Below are 19,983 nucleotides of genomic sequence, written 5' to 3' on the forward strand. Positions count from 1 at the left end.
GCTCTCACCAATATCCGGTAAAACAACCGTCAGTCAGACCTGGGCATTCTGTGCTTGAGTAAATATAACTCTAGGGTTATTTTTATTGGGTCCGAGCCAAGGAGGCAGCGGTGCAAAGCAGGCTATTGATCAAGGAATCGCTGGAAGCGGGCAGGGTGCTGGATCGGGTCACCGGCAGCCATCACCTTTTCACCCACCGCTATAACCCGTACACGATACCGGTGCCTCATCCGAAGAAGGATCTGCCTGTGGGCACCGTCAGAAGCATCAGGAAACGCGCCGGGCTGTTTCAGTTTTAAGGAGAGCATGCATGCAATACCCAATCTGTATCGAATGGGGCGATGACTTTACCGCCACCGGTATTCAGATCCCCGACATTCCGGGTGCCGTCACCGCCGGGGACAGCTTCGAAGAGGCCTACAACGCCGCCGTTGAGGTTGCGCACATCCTGCTGCAGGAGATTGCCGCAGAGGGCGGAGTGATTCCGATGCCAACCTCGGTTGCCACTCATCACGCCCATGAAGACTACGCCGGTATGGGCTGGGGCATGTTGGAGCTGGATGTCTCGCCTTATCTGGGCAAGACCGAGAAGGTCAATGTGACCTTGCCTGGTTATGTGATCCAGCGCATTGACCGTTACGTGCGTGAACACAACGTCAAAAGCCGCTCGTCATTTCTGGCGGATGCGGCTTTGGAGAAGTTGGTGCGTTCTTAAGCGGTTGCGACCGCTGCCTGCCGCGACGCGCTGAGGAAGCGCAACAATGCCACCAGCGGGAACGCACTGCCTACCAGCATCACGCCCAGCCAACCGCCGTGTTCGTACACGCTGCTGGCAATCGCCGAGCCGAAGGCGCCGCCGATGAAAATGCTGGTCATGTACAGCGCGTTCAGGCGGCTGCGGCTGTGAGCGTCGAGGGCGTAGACGGCACGCTGGCCGAGGACCATGTTCATCTGTACGCAGAAGTCCAGCACGACGCCGGTCACCGCCAGGCCGATCACGCTGTACAGCGGGTGCACGAAGGCCGGCAGGAAACTCAGCGCCCCCAGCAGCATCGCCAGCAACGAGGCGCGGTGGGTGTGGCCGGCATCGGCCAGCCGCCCGGCGATGGGCGCCGCAATGGCTCCCAGAGCGCCGACCAGGGCGAACAGCGCGATTTCGCTCTGGCTCAGGCCATGGTTACGCGCCAGTTCCAGTGGGGCTGCGGTCCAGAACAGGCTGAACGCGGCAAACATGCAACCTTGATAAAACGCACGCTGGCGCAATACCGGCTGCTCACGCAGCAAGGTACCCAGCGAACCCAGCAACTGGCCGTAACTGGCGCTGTGCGTCGGTTGGCGCTTGGGAATGGTCAGCATCAACACCACACTGATAAACGCCATCAGCGCCGCTGCCGCCATGAACATCGCCCGCCAGCCGAAGTGGTCCGCCACCACGCTGGACACCGGCCGCGCCAGCAGAATGCCCAGCAGCAGGCCGCCCATGATGCTGCCGACCACCCGGCCACGGGACTCGGCAGGCGCCAGGTGTGCGGCCAACGGGATCAGGATCTGCACCGACACCGAGCTGAAGCCGATCAGCAGCGACACCAGCAAGAACAGGTTGGGCTGCTCCGTGAACGCGGCGCCAAGCAAGCTGGCGATGGCCAGCACGGTGGTGATGATCATTAGCCTGCGGTTTTCCAGCAGGTCGCCCAGCGGCACCAGAAAAAACAGCCCCAAGGCGTAGCCGATCTGCGTCAGCGACACAATGAGGCTGGCCATGGCCGGGGTGAGGCCGATGTCCGGCGCGATCAGTTCGATGATCGGCTGCGCATAGTAGATGTTGGCGACGATGGCGCCGCAGCAAAACGCAAACAGCATGACCATGCCTCGGGTCATGGTGCCGGTAGCGTGAGGGGTAGCATTCATGGGGTTCTCATACGGGCGAAGGACGATGGAGGAGAGAGTAGAGACATCGGCCGGTAGTGAGTAGGCCGCTTGTGGTGATAATTGTCATGCCGCAAAACAATGATTCAATGCCAAACCAATGTGGGAGGGGGCTTGCCCCCGATGACGTCGGCCCAGCAAACACTGATGTTGGTTGACCCACAGCTATCGGGGGCAAGCCCCCTCCCACATTTGATCTTCGCTGCTTTAAGCATTTCGTTCACTTAACTGACTGGCATTAGGGCTTGCCCCCTCCCACAGTTCTGACTGTGTTTATTCAGCCGGAACGTTTATTGGCCGGTATAAATCTGGTCAAACACCCCGCCATCGTTGAAGTGGGTTTTCTGCACGGTGCGCCAGTCGCCAAAGGTCTTCTCCACCGACAGGAAGTCGACTTTCGGGAAACGATCGGTGTACTTGGCCAGCACGGTCGGGTCGCGCGGGCGCAGGTAGTTGTTGGCGGCGATTTCCTGACCTTGCGGCGACCACAGGTACTTCAGATAGTCTTCGGCGGCCACGCGGGTGCCTTTTTTCTCGACCACTTTGTCCACCACCGATACCGGCGGCTCGGCTTCGGCGGACACGCTTGGATAGATCACTTCGAACTGATCGCGGCCGAATTCACGGGCGATCATTTCCGCTTCGTTTTCAAAGGTCACCAGCACGTCGCCGATCTGGTTGGTCATGAAAGTGGTGGTGGCGGCACGCCCACCGGTGTCGAGTACCGGCGCTTGTTTAAACAGCTTGCCGACAAAAGCCTTGGCCTTTTCTTCATCGCCGCCGTTCTTCAGCACATAGCCCCAGGCCGACAGGTAGGTGTAGCGGCCGTTACCCGAGGTCTTCGGGTTGGGCACGATCACTTGCACGCCGTCCTTGAGCAGATCCGGCCAATCTTTCAGGGCTTTGGGGTTGCCCTTGCGCACGATAAACACGGTGGCCGAGGTGAACGGCGCACTGTTGTTCGGCAGGCGGGTCACCCAGTTGTCCGGTACGAGCTTGCCGTTGTCGGCCAGGGCGTTGATGTCGGTGGCCATGTTCATGGTGATCACGTCCGCCGGCAGGCCGTCGATCACCGAGCGTGCTTGTTTGCTGGAACCGCCGAAGGACATCTGCAGGGTGAGCTTGTCATTCGGGTGCTCGGCGTCCCAGTGCTTCTGAAAGGCGGCGTTGTAGTCCTTGTAGAAATCACGCATCACGTCGTAGGAGACGTTGAGCAGGGTAACCGGAGCCGCCTGGACGGCGCCGGCCAGGGCCAGGCCGGCGGCCAGTAAAGAGGCGCTGAGGATGTTTTTCACTGCTCATTCCTTGTTGTTCGAGAGTAGGGGTGAGGCACAATGCCAGCGACTATAGCCGGGGCCGCAGAGTCGCTTAAAGATTAAAAAAGACTTTGCTTATTCCACTTTCTTAAACAGGTTGCTGCCACAGCGTGAGCAAAACGCTGCATTCGGCTCGTGGCTGTTCTTCTTGCACGCCGGGCAGTCGGTCTGCAGCTGTTCACCGCGCATGGCACTGGCCAGCTCGGCGGTGAATATCCCGGTGGGTACGGCGATAATCGAGTAGCCGGTGATCATCACCAGCGAGGAAATCACCTGGCCCAGGGGCGTCTTGGGCACGATATCGCCAAAGCCCACGGTGGTGAGTGTCACGATCGCCCAGTAGATGCCCTTGGGAATGCTGGTAAACCCGTGTTCCGGGCCCTCGATCACGTACATCAAGGTACCGAACACCGTCACCAGGGTGCACACGCTGACCAGGAACACCACGATCTTCTGCTTGCTGCCGCGCAGGGCCGCCATCAGGTAGTTGGCCTGCTTGAGGTACGGGCTGAGCTTGAGCACGCGGAAAATCCGCAGCATGCGGATGATGCGGATAATGAGCAGGTACTGCGCGTCGCTGTAATACAGCGCCAGGATGCCGGGCACGATCGCGAGCAGATCCACCAGGCCATAAAAGCTGAAGGCGTAGCGCAATGGCTTGGGCGAGCAGTACAGGCGCAGGCCGTACTCAATCAGGAAAATGAGGGTAAAGCCCCACTCGATATAGGCGAGCACGTCGGCATAGTTCTGGTGGATTTCGTCGATGCTGTCGAGCATCACGATCACCAGGCTGGCGAGGATGATCAACAACAGGATGCCGTCAAAGCGCCGCCCGGCGACGGTGTCGCTTTGGAAAACCATCACGTAGAGCCGCTGGCGCCAGTCGTTGTTGCTGTCCATAAATCCCGCTCGAATTGAATATCGGCAAAGCCTAGGGGGATTCGAAGGGCCTGTCCATGCGCGGTTTGCGCAGCACGCGCTGGCTGGCGCGCACCAGCCAGCAGGTCAGAATGAATGGCGCGGTCAGCGTCGGCAGGTGCAGCGAGGCGAAGCCGGGTGTCAGCACGATAGCCAGCACGATGCCGATCAGCGGCAACCAGGGTTGGCGACGTGCCTGGCTCAGCGCCAGGGCGGCCAGCGCCGGGTTGTAGCTGTGCAGGCCGAGCAGGGCGCCGCGGGTTTCGCCCAGCAGCAAGGCGATCAGCACGCCGGCGATGGCACCGGTCAGTGCCCACATGGCGGCGCGCCGGTCAGCCAGCAGCAGACCAAGGGCGATCAAGGCGCCGGCCAGGGGCTGGTCCAGCAGCATGACTTGCGCCAGGCCGGTGAACGGTGCAGCGAGTAGCGTCAGGGGCTCGGGCTCGCTCAGGGCCAAGGTGGCGGGCGCCAGGGCGCCCAGCAATAACCAGCCCAGGCCGACAAAGGGTGCGGTGTAGGCGGGCAGATCCTGAGGTTGGGCGGCGTATTTCAACCACTGCCGCAGCAGCATCGCGCTCACGCCGCCACAGGCCAGGATCAGTGGCGGGACCAGGGCCGACCAGGCGAAGTGCTGGCTGATCAACACGCCCAGCAATACGCCGTTATAGCTGTACAGCCCGGCCTGGCGTTCAACCTTGGGGTAGCCGCGGCGCTGGGCCGTGAGCAGGCCCGCGACGCCGCCCAGCAATGCGCCGCCGAGCAACGCCGGCGCGCCGATCAGGATCGCCAGCAGGCACAACAGGCCGCACAGCGGATGGCGCTGGAGAAAGATTTGGCTGAAGCCGTTGAGCAAGGCTTCAGCCCAGTCGGGGCAGGTTGGATTGTGCATTGGGGGGGCGTCAATGAGACCGAGTTGTGCCTATCGGGGGCAAGCCCCCTCCCACATTGGCCTGCATTCACAATCGCAACTATGTGAACCCAATCAAGTGTGGGAGGGGGCTTGCCCCCGATGAGGCCCGAACAGACGTTAAATCAGGGTTTCGATACGCAAGGAGTTGGTCGACCCCAACTGCCCAAATGGCACCCCCGCAGTAATCACCAGCGTATCCCCACGCTGCGCCATGCCCTGGGCCTGGGCGATCTCCAGCGCGGTGGAACACACCTCATCGACCTGCCGGAGCCGGTCATTGACCACCGAGTGCACTCCCCACGCCACGCTCAAGCGCCGCGCCGTGGACAGGTTCGGCGTGAGGGTGAGGATCGGCGCCACCGGCCGCTCCCTGGCCGCGCGCAGGCTGGAGGCGCCCGACTCGCTGTAGTTCACCAGCACCGCCACCGGCAGGATGCTGCTGATGCGGCGGATCGCGCAGCTGATGGCGTCCGACATCGTGGCATCTGCCCCTGGGCGGCTGACATCCAGCTGGGCCTGGTAATCCGGGCCATTTTCCACTTGGCGAATAATCTTGCTCATCATCTGCACGGCTTCCAGCGGGTACTCGCCCGAGGCGGTTTCGGCCGACAGCATCACCGCGTCTGCGCCTTCAGCCACCGCATTGGCTACGTCGGTGACTTCGGCCCGGGTCGGTGCCGGAGAGAAACGCATGGATTCGAGCATCTGCGTCGCCACCACCACCGGTTTACCCAGTTGGCGGCAGGTCTTGATGATGTCCCTCTGGATGTGCGGCACGCTTTCGGCCGGCACTTCAACGCCCAGGTCGCCGCGGGCCACCATGATCGCATCGCTCAATTCGGCGATTTCGCGCAATTGTTGAACCGCCGAGGGCTTCTCGATCTTGGCCATCAGGAATGCCCTGTCGCCGATCAGCGCGCGGGCTTCGCGGATATCTTCCGGGCGCTGCACGAACGACAGCGCCACCCAGTCCACGCCCAGATCCAGGCCGAAGCTCAGGTCGCGACGGTCCTTGGCGGTGAGCGGGCTGAGTTGCAACAGTGCCTGTGGCACGTTCACGCCTTTGCGGTCGGACAGCTCGCCGCCATTGAGCACGGTGGTGTCGATGGCGTCGGCATGTGCGGCGATGACGCGCAGGCGCAGCTTGCCGTCGTCCAGCAACAGGTCCATGCCGGGTTGCAGTGCCGCGATGATTTCCGGGTGGGGCAGGTTGATCCGACGTTGATCGCCCGGTGTCTCATCCAGGTCCAGGCGCAGCGCCTGACCGCGCACCAGTTGCACCTTGCCCTCGGCAAAGCGCCCGACGCGCAACTTGGGCCCCTGCAGGTCCATGAGGATGCCCAGTGGGTAATTCAGTTGGCGCTCAACCTGGCGAATCCACTGGTAGCGCTGCGCGTGATCGGCGTGATCGCCGTGGCTGAAATTGAGGCGAAAGATATTCACCCCGGCCTGCACCAGCTTGAGGATGTCGTCGATCCCATCGGTGGCCGGGCCCAGGGTGGCGAGGATTTTGACCTTCTTGTCAGGCGTCATGTTTGGCGGTCTCAAGGATCAGGATGGCGCGGAAGTCGTTGACGTTGGTGCGGGTCGGCTCGGTGATGATCAGGTCGCCCAGGGCGGCGAAATAGCCGTAGCCGTTATTGTTATCCAGCTCGTCGCTGGCGCTCAGGCCCAGGGCTTCGGCGCGGCGGTAGCTGCACGGGGTCATGAGCGCGCCGGCGTTGTCTTCCGAGCCATCGATGCCATCGGTGTCGCCGGCCAGGGCGTACACGCCTGGCAGGCCCTTGAGGCTGTCGGTCAGGCTGAGCAAAAACTCCGCGTTGCGCCCGCCACGGCCATTGCCGCGCACGGTGACGGTGGTTTCACCGCCGGAGAGGATCACGCACGGCGCCGCCAACGGCTGGCCGCGCTGCACGATTTGCCGGGCGATGCCGGCATGCACCTTGGCTACCTCACGCGCTTCACCTTCGAGGTCGCCGAGGATCAGCGGGCTGAAACCGGCCTGGCGCACCTTCACCGCCACCGCTTCCAGGGATTGCTGCGGTCGGGCGATCAATTGGAAATGGCTGCGGGCGAGCAGCGGGTCGCCGGGCTTGACGGTTTCCGAGGCAGGGTCTTGCAGCCAACTGCGCACCGAGGCCGGGACGTCGATACCGTAGCGCTTGAGAATTGCCAGGGCCTGTTGCGAGGTGCTGGGGTCACCGACGGTGGGGCCGGAGGCGATTACCGTGGCCAGGTCGCCCGGCACATCGGAAATCGCGTAGGTGTACACCGTGGCGGGCCACGCGGCCTTGGCCAAGCGTCCGCCCTTGATCGCCGAGAGGTGCTTGCGCACGCAATTCATCTCGCCAATGGTGGCGCCGGACTTGAGCAGGGCTTTGTTGATGCCTTGCTTGTCGGCCAGGGTAATGCCGTCGGCGGGCAGGGCGAGCAAGGCGGAACCGCCACCGGAGAGCAGGAAGATCACGCGGTCGTCTTCGTTCAGATCGCTGATCAGTGCCAGCACGCGTTTGGCCACGGCCAGGCCGGCAGCGTCGGGCACGGGATGCGCGGCCTCGACCACTTCGATTTTCTTGCACGGTGCGCCATGGCCGTAGCGGGTGACGACCAGGCCGCTGACTTCGCCCTGCCAGCAGTGCTCCACGACCAGCGCCATGGCGGCGGCGGCCTTGCCGGCGCCGATCACGATCACACGGCCGCTGCGGTCGACGGGCAGGTAAGGTTCAAGAACTTGCCGGGGGTGGGCGGCGTCGATGGCTGTGGCAAACAGCTCGCGAAGCAGGTGTTGCGGATCGACCGACATAAGCGGGCTCCGGGAGATTCTTGTTATTAGAGACGCAACAATCCAGCTATGAAATGAGGGCTAAATGTGGGAGGGGGCTTGCCCCCGATAGCAGTGTTTCAGTCACATCATCCATACCTGACACACCGCAATCGGGGGCAAGCCCCCTCCCACACTGGATTGCATTCCAAGGTGGGTTACTTGTCGCGAATCGAGAAATTGGCCATATGCTCCAGGCCCTTGATCAGCGCCGAATGGTCCCAGTTGCCGCCGCCAAGCGCGGCACAGGTGCTGAACACTTGCTGAGTGCCGGCGGTGTTCGGCAGGTTGATCCCCAGTTCCTTGGCACCGGCCAGGGCCAGGTTCAGATCCTTCTGGTGCAGATTGATGCGAAAGCCCGGATCGAAGGTGCCCTTGATCATGCGTTCGCCATGCACCTCCAGGATCTTCGAGGAGGCAAAACCGCCCATCAGCGCTTCACGCACCTTGGCCGGGTCGGCGCCGTTTTTCGAGGCGAACAGCAGTGCTTCGGCCACCGCCTGGATATTCAGCGCAACGATGATCTGGTTGGCGACCTTGGCGGTCTGGCCATCGCCGTTGCCGCCGACCAGTGTGATGTTCTGGCCCATGGCCTGGAACAGCGGCAATGCGCGCTCGAACGTCTGCGGTTCGCCACCAATCATGATGCTCAAGGTGCCGGCCTTGGCGCCGACTTCACCGCCGGACACCGGCGCATCCAGGTACTGCGCGCCGGTCTCGTTGACCTTGGCCGCGAACGCCTTGGTGGCGGTCGGGGAGATCGAACTCATGTCGATCACCACTTTATTGGCCGACAGGCCGGCGGCCACACCGTCGGCACGGAACAGTACGTCTTCGACCTGCGGGGTATCCGGCACCATCACGATGATGAATTCGGCTTCCTGGGCGACTTGCTGCGGGTTGGCCAGCGCCACCGCGCCAGCAGCAATCAGCTCGGCGGGCGCTTTGCCGTGATGCTCGGAGAGAAACAGTTGATGCCCTGCTTTCTGCAGGTTCGCGGCCATGGGTTGGCCCATGATGCCGGTGCCGATAAATCCGATTTTAGCCATGATCAAATCCTCTTTTTTATTCGATAGCAGACTTGCTGAGGCCTGCCAGACACTGCCGGTCCAATGTGGGAGGGGGCTTGCCCCCGATTGCGGTGTGTCAGGTGTAGATGATGTGACTGAACCACTGCTATCGGGGGCAAGCCCCCTCCACATAAGCTGCCGGTGTCTGTTAGATGGCGTTGTGGGTTTTGAGCCAGCCAAGGCCCGCTTCGGTAGTGGTCAACGGCTTGTATTCACAGCCAACCCAACCCGCGTACCCAATCCGATCCAAATGCTCGAACAGGAACCGGTAATTGATCTCCCCCGTCCCCGGCTCATTACGCCCCGGGTTATCCGCCAGCTGGATGTGATTGATCACCCCCAGGTGCGTCGCCATGGTCCGGGCCAAATCGCCTTCCATGATTTGCATGTGATAGATGTCGTACTGCAGGAACAGATTGTCACTGCCCACCTGCTCGCGAATCGACAGGGCCTGGGCGGTGTTGTTCAGGTAGAACCCGGGAATGTCGCGGGTGTTGATCATCTCCATCACCAGCTTGATGCCCGCGGCTTGCAACGCGTTGGCGGCGTACTTGAGGTTGGCGACGAAGGTCTTTTCCACGGTTTCGTCATCCACGCCTTGCGGCGCAATGCCCGCCAGGCAGTTGACCTGGGTATTGCCCAGGACCTGGGCGTAGGCGATGGCCAGCTTGACCCCGGCGCGGAACTCCTCGACCCGATCGGGGTGGCAGGCCAGGCCGCGCTCGCCTTTGGCCCAGTCCCCGGCCGGCAGGTTGAACAGCACCTGGGTCAGCCCGTTGGCGTCGAGCTGCGCCTTGATGTCGGCAGAGCTGAATTCATACGGGAACAGGTATTCCACACCTTCGAAGCCGGCATCGGCGGCCGCTTTGAAGCGGGCAAGGAAATCCTGTTCGGTAAACAGCATGGACAGGTTGGCGGCAAAGCGCGGCATAGGGTTCTCCTTAATCGAGCAGGGAAATGGCGGTCGGTGCGTCGTTGCCGACCAGGGCCAGGTCTTCGAATTCGTTGACGGCGTTGATCTCGGTGCCCATGGAAATATTGGTCACCCGTTCCAGAATAATCTCAACGATCACCGGCACCTTGAATTCTTCGAGCATTTCCTGGGCGCGGCGCAGCGCCGGCTGGATCTGGCCCGGTTCGAACACACGCAGCGCCTTGCAACCCAGGCCCTCGGCGACGGCCACATGGTCGACGCCATAGCCGTTAAGTTCCGGGGCGTTGAGGTTGTCGAAAGACAGCTGCACGCAGTAGTCCATTTCAAAGCCGCGTTGCGCCTGGCGGATCAGACCCAGGTAGGAGTTGTTCACCACCACGTGGATATACGGCAGCTTGAACTGCGCGCCGACGGCCAGCTCTTCGATCATGAACTGGAAGTCATAGTCGCCGGACAACGCCACCACCTTGCGGCTCGGGTCGGCCTTGACCACCCCGAGCGCCGCCGGAATCGTCCAGCCCAGGGGGCCGGCCTGCCCGCAGTTGATCCAGTGACGTGGCTTGTACACATGCAGGAACTGCGCGCCGGCAATCTGCGACAGGCCGATGGTGCTGACGTAGCAGGTGTCTTTGCCGAACACCTGGTTCATCTCTTCGTACACCCGTTGCGGCTTGACCGGCACGTTGTCGAAGTGGGTCTTGCGGTGCAGGGTGGCCTTGCGCTGCTGGCAGTCGTGCAGCCAGGCGCTACGGTCCTTGAGCTTGCCGGCGGCTTTCCACTCGCGGGCCACTTCGATGAACATCGTCAGCGCGGAACCGGCGTCGGACACGATGCCCAGGTCCGGCGTAAACACGCGGCCGATCTGTGTAGGTTCAATGTCGACGTGAATGAATTTGCGCCCTTCGGTGTACACCTCCACCGAGCCGGTGTGACGGTTGGCCCAGCGGTTGCCGATCCCCAGTACCACGTCGGACTTGAGCATCGTCGCGTTGCCATACCGGTGGGACGTCTGCAGGCCGACCATGCCCACCATCAGCGGGTGGTCGTCGGGGATGGTGCCCCAGCCCATCAGGGTCGGGATCACCGGGATACCGGTCAGCTCGGCGAATTCCACCAGCAACTCGCTGGCGTCGGCGTTGATCACACCACCACCGCTCACCAGCAAGGGGCGTTCAGCCTGGTCGAGCATTGCCAGGGCCTTCTCCACCTGGATGCGGGTGGCCAAAGGCTTGGCCAGGGGCAGTGGCTGGTAGGCGTCGATGTCGAATTCGATCTCGGCCATCTGTACGTCGAACGGCAAGTCGATCAGCACCGGGCCCGGGCGACCGGAACGCATCTCATAGAAAGCCTTCTGGAACGCGTAGGGCACCTGGCCCGGTTCCAGAACGGTGGTCGCCCACTTGGTCACTGGCTTGACGATGCTGGTGATGTCCACGGCCTGGAAATCTTCCTTGTGCATCCGTGCGCGAGGTGCCTGGCCGGTAATGCACAGGATCGGGATCGAATCGGCCGAGGCGCTGTACAGGCCGGTGACCATGTCGGTGCCCGCCGGTCCCGAGGTGCCGATGCACACGCCGATGTTGCCGGCCTTGGTGCGGGTGTAACCCTCGGCCATGTGTGAGGCGCCTTCAACGTGGCGAGCAAGGACGTGATCGATGCCGCCCACCTTCTGCAAGGCCGAATACAACGGATTGATCGCGGCGCCTGGGATACCGAAGGCGGTGTCCACCCCTTCACGGCGCATCACAAGGACGGCGGCTTCGATTGCTCTCATTTTGCTCATAATTTTGTGCCTCTTGCGTTTTGTAATTGTATACAAGTGGTGTCTGCGCAAAGTGTATTCACGGCGAGATGCGCAGGTCAATGCATTTCATAAACTGGCCTTCGCGTTCGTCTGAATCACTTTTTTCGACGTATGGGAGGTTTGTGTGAAAATATTGTATACAAAAATATACATCATTGTGTTCTATTTGTTTGATCAGGCATCTGATCAAACAGAGGCTCCACCGTATTCCCAATAACAAAAGAAGGACGGCACCATGAGCGCTTTAACCTTGAAGATTGCCACCCAACTGGCCAGCCAGGCTCTTGCTGCGGGCCGCACCATTGCCGCCGCGCCGCTGACCATCGCCGTGCTCGACAGCGGCGGGCACCTGATCGCCCTGCAACGCGAAGACGGCGCCAGCCTGCTGCGCCCGCAGATCGCCATCGGCAAAGCCTGGGGCGCGATTGCCCTGGGCAAGGGTTCACGTTTGCTGGCGCTGGACGCGCAGCAACGTCCGGCGTTTATCGCAGCGCTGAACAGCCTGGGGCAGGGCAGTGTGGTGCCGGCGCCGGGTGGGGTGTTGATTCGAAATCAGGACGGCGTGGTGCTGGGGGCAATCGGGATCAGCGGGGATACGTCGGATATTGACGAGCAGTGCGCGATCACGGCGATTGAAGGGGTGGGGTTGATGGCGGATGCCGGGGTGTCCGCTTAAGTATTGAGTGACTGTCAGGGCCTCATCGGGGGCAAGCCCCCTCCCACACTTCACCGATGTTCACTTTGATAATGCGGTCAAATGTGGGAGGGGGCTTGCCCCCGATTGGCACAGGCACTGCGGTCTATCAGTCCGGCTCACACCCCTTGAGCACCAACCGAATAATCGTCTGCGCCGCCGCCTCATAATCGGCTTCATCCAGCTTGGCCTTGCCGGTCACCGCCGAGATCTGCCAGTCGAAATCCGCATAAGTCTGGGTCGCCGCCCAGATACTGAACATCAGGTGATTAGGCTCGATCTTCGCGATGAGGCCGCGCTCCACCCAGCTCTGAATGCAGTCGATATTGTGCCTGGCCTGGGCATTGAGCTGTTCGACCTGCTCGGCACTGAGGTGCGGCGCGCCGTGCATGATTTCGCTGGCGAACACCTTGGAGGCAAACGGCAGGTCGCGGGAGATGCGGATTTTCGAGCGGATATAGTTGCTCAACACTTCCTTGGGGTCGCCCTCGGGGTTGAAGGGCGTGGAAGCGGCCAGGATCGGCTCGATGATGCTCTCGAGCACCTCGCGATAGAGGTTGTCCTTGGACTTGAAGTAGTAGTAGACGTTGGGCTTGGGCAGCCCGGCCTTGGCGGCGATGTCGCTGGTTTTGGTCGCGGCGAAGCCCTTGTCGGCAAACTCCTCGCTTGCCGCCCGCAGGATCTTTTCTTTGTTGCGCTCGCGAATGCTGCTCATAAACCAGAGATTTCCTTGCCATGACAGGCGGTTGCGCATGGTAGCACCGGCCATCTGCGCGCCTCAACAATGTGCCCGCTCAGCCGTGCGCCGCGCTATGCTCGCCTGATCTCTTACTTGACGGATACTCGATTCATGGCAGGAAGCAGCTTGTTGGTTTTGCTCGACGATATCGCCGCGGTACTCGATGACGTTGCACTGATGACAAAAATGGCGGCGAAGAAGACTTCGGGTGTGCTCGGCGATGACCTGGCGCTCAATGCCCAGCAAGTCTCCGGTGTGCGCGCCGAGCGTGAGATTCCCGTGGTGTGGGCGGTGGCCAAGGGCTCGTTTGTCAACAAGTTGATCCTGGTGCCGACCGCATTGTTGATCAGCGCCTTTGCCCCGTGGGCGGTGACACCGCTGTTGATGCTGGGCGGCGCCTACCTGTGTTTCGAAGGCTTCGAAAAACTCGCGCACAAATTTCTGCACAGCAAGGCCGAAGACCAGGCCGGACACGCGCAGTTGACCGAAGCGGTGGCCGACCCGGCGACTGACCTGGTGGCGTTCGAGAAGGACAAGATCAAAGGCGCGATCCGCACCGACTTTATTCTGTCGGCCGAAATCATTGCCATCACCCTCGGTATCGTGGCCGATGCGGCGTTGACGCAACAGGTGATCGTGCTGTCGGGCATCGCCATCGTCATGACCGCAGGCGTTTACGGGCTGGTGGCGGGCATTGTCAAGCTGGATGACCTGGGTTTGTGGCTGACACAGAAACCGGGGCAAGTGGCGCGCCGTATCGGCGGCGCCATCCTCACTGCGGCGCCTTACATGATGAAGAGCCTGTCGGTGATCGGTACGGCGGCGATGTTCATGGTCGGCGGCGGTATTCTCACCCATGGCGTGCCGGTGGTGCATCACTGGATCGAAACCGTGAGCCAGAACAGCGGGGCACTGGCGTGGTTGATGCCGACGTTGTTGAATGCGGTGGCGGGGATTATTGCAGGGGCTGTCGTGTTGGCCGTGGTCAGCGTGGTCGGCAAGGTTTGGAAAGCGTTCAGGGCATGAAGTAACAGGCATAAAAAAGGCCATTCGATTGAATGGCCTTTTTTGTGTGTGTCGTTTACTCGGCAATCTGCAACTTGCGCGATTCGGTGTAGATGTAGCGCACCTTCTCATACTCGAACGGCGAGTTCATCTGCCCATAGCGGAAGCTGGTCTGGTAGCGCCTGTCCACGGCGCGCAGGGCCCAGATTTCCGGGTGGTTGGAGCTGACTTCGGAGACGTTGAGGAAGTTGATCTGCGACTCGGCGGTGTAGTCCACCAGCAGGCCACCGGTGTCGCGCAGGTTCGACGGGCCGAAGATCGGCAGCACCACGTAGGCACCGCCGGGTACGCCGTAGAAACCCAGGGTCTGACCGAAGTCTTCGCTCTGGCGCGGCAGGCCCATGGCGGTGGCCGGGTCCCACAGGCCGGCGATGCCGATGGTGGTGTTGACCAGCAGGCGCCCGGTGGTCTCCAGGGAGCGATGGCCCTTGAGTTGCAGCAGGCTGTTCAACAGGTTGGGCACGTCGCCCAGGTTGTTGAAGAAATTGCTCACGCCGGTGCGCAGGAAGCTTGGGGTGACGTAGCGGTAACCGTCCACCACCGGCAGGAACACCCACTGGTCGAAGCGATAGTTGAAGTGATACACGCGGCGGTTCCACGACTCCAGCGGGTCATAGACGTTGAGCGCGGTCAACGACGAGCGCTCGAATTCACGCTGGTCCAGGCCTGCGTTGAACTTGAGTTTGGTCAACGGTTCCTTGAAACCGTCGGCGTCGACCTTGACCGGTTCGTGGGCCTTGCTGTTGTCGGCATTGGCCACGCCTGCGCACATCAGTGCGGCAAGCAGCAGAAGATATTTAGCCACGGAAGAACTCCAGCATGGCGTCGGCGTTGACGCGGTAATTGAGGTTGCCGCAGTGGCCGCCCAGCGGGTAGACGGTCAAGCGATCGCCGAAGGTTTTACGCAGGAAACCCAGGTCGCCCGGGCCGAGGATTACGTCGTCGGCATTGTGCATCACGGCGATCTTCGGGCTGGCGTGCAGGTAATCCTTGAGCGCATACAGGCTCACCTGGTCCACCAGTTGCAGCAGACTGCCGCCATCGGAACGGGCGCGCCACATCGGGATCACCTGTTCGGTGAGGTAGCAGTCGAAATCGCACTGCAGGGCACGCTTGAGGAACGGCGTGAGGCTGGTACCTTCGGTGATCGGGTACTTCGGCGGAATGATCAGGCCGCGGCGGTTGATCAGGTCCGAGGTAAAGGCGATGTCGGCGGCCGAGAAGCGGAACGAGGTGCCGATCAGCATGGCCATCTGTTCGTTGGTCAGGTGCTGCTTGGACTGCTGGAAGTCATAGAGCAGGGCGTCATTGAGGTCAATGTAGCCCTTTTGCTGGAAGTAGCGGGTCAGCTTGCTCAACACCAGTTCATAAAAGGTGGTGGTGTTGTTGATGCCCTTGACCTCGGTCTGGACCAGCTTGTCGAGGTTGGTGATCGAGGTGTAGAGGTTGACCGGCGGGTTGAGCAGCAGCACTTTCTTGAAGTTGAAGCTGCGACGGGTTTCGTCGAGCTTGCTGACAAAGGCTGCATCCAGGGCGCCCAGGCTGTAGCCGGTGAGGTAGAAGTCAGTCACCGGCAACGAAGCGTTCTGCGCACGCACGGCCTGCATCACCCGGTACATGTCTTCGGCGTCTTCCTGGGTGATACCCGGGGTGGCGAAGCGTGAAGCGGCGCTGATGAAGTCGAAGCTGGTCGGCGATGACAACTGCACCACGTGGTAACCGGCCTGGTAATACAGCTTTTTCAGGTATTCGTTGATGCTGCTGTCGAAGCGCGCACCGGTGCCGGCGATCAGAAAGATCAGCGGCGCGGCGCGGTCCTGCTTGGCGATGCGGTAGGTGAGCTTCTTCACCGCCCAGAAGTTGTCCGGCAGGCTGAACTCGCGCTCGGGGCGCATGTTCAAGGTGTAATCGGATTGATTGATCTCCTCGTCAGTCGGCAAGGTGGGCCGAAGATCGGGCGGAGTGGTGGCGATGGTCGCTTCGAACGGGTTCGTCAAAGGGTAGCCATAGCTGGCCTGGTCGATATCGACGGCCAGTGCTGACGCACTCAAAAAAAGGCTGCCCAGCAAGGCAGCACAGCGCAAGGAACGGAGCATGACTTGATCCCTAAGAGGAAAGGTGCTGAATGAAATTCGCAGGCTATGACCACCGCGTTGCCACCGAAGTGCCAGCCCTCGGCACGAAAATTCGGAAAAAAGCGTCGAAATCGGAGTAATAGCTGGCAGACGATACACTTTGCCACGCATTGATGAACAGATATCTGCGTAGACACCTTGCTAACGGCCGCTGTGGGATTAAGCTGAGCGCCGTTTTTGCCTATCGGAGTGCCTTATGTCCCGTCGCTTGCCATTGATCCTGCTGCTTATTGCCCTGCCGTTGTGGTTGGCGGCCAGTTATGCCGCGCGGTACGGCTTCATGGAGGACGGGCAGTGGGTCGGCATTTGTGCTGATGAAGCCAGCCGCTGGGAATGCCAGGTGCGTTCGAACCTGGGGTTGATGATTCATTTCAAGGTGCTGGGTTGGGCGGCGTTGATCACGTCGGTGCTGGGGTTTTGCGTGCCGGGCCGTGCGGGCTGGGGCCTGGCGGTGTTGGGGTTGGTGTTCGGGGTGCCGGCGCTGGCGTTGTACAACACCACGTTTGCGGTGTTTGCGGTGGTGATTGCGGGGTTGCGGTTGGTGAGGAAGCCGCGCGTCGCCTGATAGATCGCTATCGGGGGCAAGTCGAACCGTCGCACCGCCCCTCCCACACTTGATTGGATTCACACATTTCTATTTGTGAATACGGTCAAATGTGGGAGGGGGCTTGCCCCCGATGGCGGTGTTAAGCCTTGCGCACCCGCAAGCAACGCCACAAGGCTGCAACCATAAGCAGGCTCACCACCGCCCAACCCCAGGCCTGCTGATTCAGCACACCTTCACGGTACAATTGCGGTGCAATGCCGGCACCGATGATAAAGGTCAGCAGCGCCATCTCCCGACGCGGCCCGCTCACCGGGCGCACCAGGTACACCAGGGCCGGCAGCACCAGCGCCGCGCTTGGAAAGCTGCGATAACGCGGATCGAACACCAGCGCCAGCATCATCACAGCGCCAGCAAACCCGGCGATTGCCACCAGCCACCCGGCGCGTTGCTCCAGCCAGTTGAAGGCTCGCTCACGCCACCCATCACGCACGCTGAGCGCCAGGGCGGAGTGAGCGAGTACCAGCAGGTTCAACACCAGCAGCAAGCCGGCCCATACCCATTCATCAGCAAAGCGTGCGGTAACGCGGGTCAGTTCAGCCCAGGTGCCGATGGAACATGCGGCAACCGCGCCCAGTAAAGGCAGGGCAATGGCCGTACGAACTGTCCGAACCCGTCCACCGAACACCAATGTCCCCAACAGAATCATCCCGCCGACGCCCAGCCACAGCAGCCAGTACGGCACATTGGTCACGGGGCCTGCGAGGACGCCCTTATCCTGTCGGTCTGCATCGAACAGCCCCCAATAGCCGCCCACCGCACCTTCACTGGCGCGCTTCCACGGCTGGTCAAAGGCTTCAATCAGGTTGTAGCGCCAGCCGTTGGCTTCGGCCATGGCGACAAAACCGCGCATGAACCTGGCTTCGTTGACCCGGCTCGGCACGGCGGTTTCGCGCTGGCGTCCCTCACTGGGCCAGCCGGTTTCGCCGATCAGAATGTCCTTGGGCGCGAACTTGTGGCCGAAAGTCTGGCGGACATCGCCTACGTGCTTGAGCGCCTGGTCGATGCCGGACGGCTCATCTTCCCAGTACGGCAGCAGGTGGATGGTCAGGAAGTCCACCGCCGGAGCGATTTTCGGGTGCTGCAGCCAGAACTCCCACACATCGGCGTAGGTGACCGGCTGCTTGATCTGGCGTTTGACCGTCTGGATCAGCGTCACCAGCTGCCTGGCGGTGACTTCCTTGCGCAGCAGCGCTTCGTTGCCGACGATGACCGAGGTCACCACGTCCGGGTTGGCATTGGCAGCGGCGATCAACTCGTCGATTTCCTTTTGAGTCGCCACCGGGTCGCTGCTCACCCAGGCCCCGGCCATCACCTTCAGCCCATGCTTGCGCGCCATCTGCGGCAAAGCTTCCAGGCCGGTCATGGAATACGTGCGAATGCATTCAAAGCGGGTGGCCAGCAGGGCCAGGTCGGCGTCCATGCGTTCGGGACGCAGCTGGAAAGGCTGGTCGAACGGCGATTGGTCCTTGTCAAAGGGCGTATAGGACGCACATTGCAGCTTGTGGCTGGCGCTCGCCACATCCGGCAGCACCACCGGCCGGCCGAGGCCGTACCAGTAGCCGACAAGGGCGAGCACACCCAGGATCAAGGCAAGAAAATAGGGCTGGGCAGGAAAGCGGGCAGTCGCGGGCATGGTCGGCTTATCTGGGAGAGCAAAGGCGCGCATCTTACCCGGATTTGGCGTTTGCCAGTGCGGCTGCATAATTTTGACATGCAAACTTCGGGCGGGATTCTGACGATAACGCTTGCAAAACACCCTGCTGGCGATGTGATGTCGTTTCTTGCTCAACCAAGGTCGCTGACAGAGCAGGGCAAAGGCCTACGCAGGTTGATGATAAAACTGTCAGTACTCCACTGATGCCTCAGCAACCGGATCGATGCGCGTGAAGGGGGCGCGGTGCACCGTATAACAACAGGTTGACGTCGCTCGGCATTCGTCGGGCGCAGCACTTTCGGGGAAGTAATATGAAGATGCGACGACTCTTGGGCGCAGCTGCCACGCTGGTAGTTGCGATGGGCTCCACACTGGCCAGTGCCGACAGCAAAACCCTGAGCATCGGCTATGTGGATGGCTGGTCCGACAGCGTGGCCACCACCCATGTGGCTGCTGAAGTGATCAAGCAAAAGCTCGGCTATGACGTGAAACTGCAGGCGGTCGCCACCGGGATCATGTGGCAGGGCGTGGCCACCGGCAAGCTCGACGCCATGCTGTCCGCCTGGCTGCCGGTGACCCATGGCGAATACTGGACCAAGAACAAGGACAAGGTGGTCGACTACGGCCCCAACTTCAAGGATGCAAAAATTGGCTTGATCGTGCCGGAGTACGTCAAGGCCAAGTCCATCGAAGACCTCAAGACCGACACCACCTTCAAGAACAAGATCGTCGGTATCGACGCCGGCTCAGGCGTGATGCTCAAGACCGACGAGGCCATCAAGCAATACGGGCTCGACTACAAACTGCAAGCCAGCTCGGGCGCCGCAATGATCGCCGAGTTGACCCGTGCCGAAGACAAGCAGGACTCCATCGCGGTCACCGGTTGGGTGCCGCACTGGATGTTCGCCAAGTGGAAACTGCGTTTCCTGGACGATCCAAAAGGGATCTATGGCGCTGCTGAAACCGTCAACAGCATCGGCAGCAAGGGCCTGGAGAAGAAAGCGCCGGAAGTCGCAGCCTTCCTGAAGAAATTCCAGTGGGCCTCCAAGGATGAAATCGGCGAGGTCATGCTGGCCATCCAGGAAGGCGCCAAGCCGGATGCCGCAGCCAAGGATTGGGTAGCCAAGCACCCGGAACGCGTGGCCGAGTGGACCGCTAAATAACAAACCCTGATAAAACCCCTGTGGGAGGGGGCTTGCCCCCGATTGCGGTGTGTCAGTCGTTGATGATCTGACAGGTCTATCGCTATCGGGGGCAAGCCCCCTCCCACATTATTTCGTCACCCGCAAATGTTTCTGCGCTCTCACAAACCCTCGCTACACTCGATCTACTACTAAGGTCGTCTGGAACCCTTTCCACAGCCGCATACAGTGGATACGTTCCAATAATA

At 61.3% G+C, this 19,983-nt stretch carries 19 protein-coding genes; 6 read left to right on the forward strand and 13 right to left on the reverse strand.

The window, feature by feature from the left end; all coding sequences use genetic code 11:
• Nucleotides 1-110 precede the first annotated feature (110 nt).
• Both MRY17_RS08275 and MRY17_RS08280 read left to right on the forward strand, forming a co-directional pair.
• Nucleotides 111-299 carry a type II toxin-antitoxin system HicA family toxin gene (locus MRY17_RS08275; protein ID WP_181284637.1) on the forward strand — a complete coding sequence of 63 codons (189 nt, stop codon included), beginning with the start codon at nt 111-113 and terminating at the stop codon, nt 297-299.
• 11 nt (nt 300-310) lie between these two features.
• Nucleotides 311-715 (forward strand): type II toxin-antitoxin system HicB family antitoxin, encoded by a 405-nt coding sequence (locus MRY17_RS08280; protein ID WP_181284638.1) that lies wholly within the window; start codon nt 311-313, stop codon nt 713-715.
• On the opposite strand, the gene MRY17_RS08285 is transcribed toward MRY17_RS08280, so the two are convergent.
• The 9 genes from MRY17_RS08285 to gcl form a co-directional block, all read right to left on the reverse strand.
• Nucleotides 712-1,908, reverse strand: coding sequence for an MFS transporter (locus tag MRY17_RS08285; RefSeq protein WP_243353564.1), 1,197 nt, complete (start codon nt 1,906-1,908; stop codon nt 712-714). The genes MRY17_RS08280 and MRY17_RS08285 overlap by 4 nt on opposite strands.
• 308 nt (nt 1,909-2,216) lie before the next feature.
• Nucleotides 2,217-3,221: a sulfate ABC transporter substrate-binding protein gene (locus MRY17_RS08290; protein ID WP_181284640.1), complete on the reverse strand. Its 1,005-nt coding sequence runs from the start codon at nt 3,219-3,221 to the stop codon at nt 2,217-2,219.
• 96 nt (nt 3,222-3,317) lie between these two features.
• Nucleotides 3,318-4,142: an ion transporter gene (locus MRY17_RS08295; RefSeq protein WP_124357697.1), complete on the reverse strand. Its 825-nt coding sequence runs from the start codon at nt 4,140-4,142 to the stop codon at nt 3,318-3,320.
• A 31-nt stretch (nt 4,143-4,173) separates the two neighbouring features.
• Nucleotides 4,174-5,049: an urea transporter gene (locus MRY17_RS08300; protein ID WP_181284641.1), complete on the reverse strand. Its 876-nt coding sequence runs from the start codon at nt 5,047-5,049 to the stop codon at nt 4,174-4,176.
• Nucleotides 5,050-5,187: 138 nt separating this feature from the next.
• Entirely contained in the window at nt 5,188-6,603 is a 1,416-nt protein-coding gene (gene pyk / locus MRY17_RS08305) for a pyruvate kinase (protein WP_243353565.1), read from the reverse strand.
• Nucleotides 6,593-7,873: a glycerate kinase type-2 family protein gene (locus MRY17_RS08310; protein ID WP_243353566.1), complete on the reverse strand. Its 1,281-nt coding sequence runs from the start codon at nt 7,871-7,873 to the stop codon at nt 6,593-6,595. Before MRY17_RS08310 ends, pyk begins: the two co-directional genes overlap by 11 nt.
• A 176-nt stretch (nt 7,874-8,049) precedes the next feature.
• Nucleotides 8,050-9,093 (reverse strand): 2-hydroxy-3-oxopropionate reductase, encoded by a 1,044-nt coding sequence (locus MRY17_RS08315; RefSeq protein ID WP_431768377.1) that lies wholly within the window; start codon nt 9,091-9,093, stop codon nt 8,050-8,052.
• 16 nt (nt 9,094-9,109) lie between these two features.
• The gene (gene hyi, locus MRY17_RS08320; RefSeq protein WP_243353567.1) at nt 9,110-9,892 is read right to left on the reverse strand and encodes a hydroxypyruvate isomerase; all 783 of its coding nucleotides are present in this window, start codon (nt 9,890-9,892) and stop codon (nt 9,110-9,112) included.
• Nucleotides 9,893-9,902: 10 nt separating this feature from the next.
• Nucleotides 9,903-11,678: a glyoxylate carboligase gene (gene gcl, locus MRY17_RS08325; protein ID WP_181284646.1), complete on the reverse strand. Its 1,776-nt coding sequence runs from the start codon at nt 11,676-11,678 to the stop codon at nt 9,903-9,905.
• 256 nt (nt 11,679-11,934) lie between these two features.
• On the opposite strand from gcl, the gene MRY17_RS08330 reads away from it, so the two are divergent.
• Nucleotides 11,935-12,375 (forward strand): GlcG/HbpS family heme-binding protein, encoded by a 441-nt coding sequence (locus MRY17_RS08330; RefSeq protein WP_181284647.1) that lies wholly within the window; start codon nt 11,935-11,937, stop codon nt 12,373-12,375.
• Nucleotides 12,376-12,502: 127 nt separating this feature from the next.
• Here MRY17_RS08330 and MRY17_RS08335 read toward each other — a convergent pair whose 3' ends face one another.
• On the reverse strand, nt 12,503-13,108 hold the full coding sequence (locus MRY17_RS08335; RefSeq protein WP_065894780.1) for a TetR/AcrR family transcriptional regulator: 606 nt from the start codon (nt 13,106-13,108) through the stop codon (nt 12,503-12,505).
• A gap of 135 nt (nt 13,109-13,243) precedes the next feature.
• On the opposite strand from MRY17_RS08335, the gene MRY17_RS08340 reads away from it, so the two are divergent.
• On the forward strand, nt 13,244-14,158 hold the full coding sequence (locus tag MRY17_RS08340) for a DUF808 domain-containing protein (protein ID WP_181284648.1): 915 nt from the start codon (nt 13,244-13,246) through the stop codon (nt 14,156-14,158).
• A gap of 55 nt (nt 14,159-14,213) precedes the next feature.
• On the opposite strand, the gene MRY17_RS08345 is transcribed toward MRY17_RS08340, so the two are convergent.
• Nucleotides 14,214-15,002 carry an MlaA family lipoprotein gene (locus MRY17_RS08345; RefSeq protein WP_065884221.1) on the reverse strand — a complete coding sequence of 263 codons (789 nt, stop codon included), beginning with the start codon at nt 15,000-15,002 and terminating at the stop codon, nt 14,214-14,216.
• Nucleotides 14,995-16,293 carry a serine/threonine protein kinase gene (locus MRY17_RS08350; protein ID WP_065949135.1) on the reverse strand — a complete coding sequence of 433 codons (1,299 nt, stop codon included), beginning with the start codon at nt 16,291-16,293 and terminating at the stop codon, nt 14,995-14,997. Before MRY17_RS08350 ends, MRY17_RS08345 begins: the two co-directional genes overlap by 8 nt.
• Before the next feature lie 235 nt (nt 16,294-16,528).
• On the opposite strand from MRY17_RS08350, the gene MRY17_RS08355 reads away from it, so the two are divergent.
• Complete coding sequence (locus tag MRY17_RS08355; protein ID WP_181284649.1) at nt 16,529-16,897, forward strand: hypothetical protein; 369 nt, start codon at nt 16,529-16,531, stop codon at nt 16,895-16,897.
• A gap of 121 nt (nt 16,898-17,018) precedes the next feature.
• On the opposite strand, the gene MRY17_RS08360 is transcribed toward MRY17_RS08355, so the two are convergent.
• On the reverse strand, nt 17,019-18,572 hold the full coding sequence (locus MRY17_RS08360; protein ID WP_243353568.1) for a glycosyl hydrolase family 17 protein: 1,554 nt from the start codon (nt 18,570-18,572) through the stop codon (nt 17,019-17,021).
• Between the two features lie 332 nt (nt 18,573-18,904).
• Here MRY17_RS08360 and MRY17_RS08365 point away from each other — a divergent pair, with 332 nt between their 5' ends.
• Nucleotides 18,905-19,756, forward strand: a complete 852-nt coding sequence (locus tag MRY17_RS08365) for a glycine betaine ABC transporter substrate-binding protein (RefSeq protein WP_057722692.1) — start codon at nt 18,905-18,907, stop codon at nt 19,754-19,756.
• Nucleotides 19,757-19,983 lie beyond the last annotated feature (227 nt).

Origin of the sequence: Pseudomonas orientalis, assembly GCF_022807995.1 — a bacterium.
Classification (GTDB): Bacteria; Pseudomonadota; Gammaproteobacteria; order Pseudomonadales; family Pseudomonadaceae; genus Aquipseudomonas; species Aquipseudomonas orientalis_B.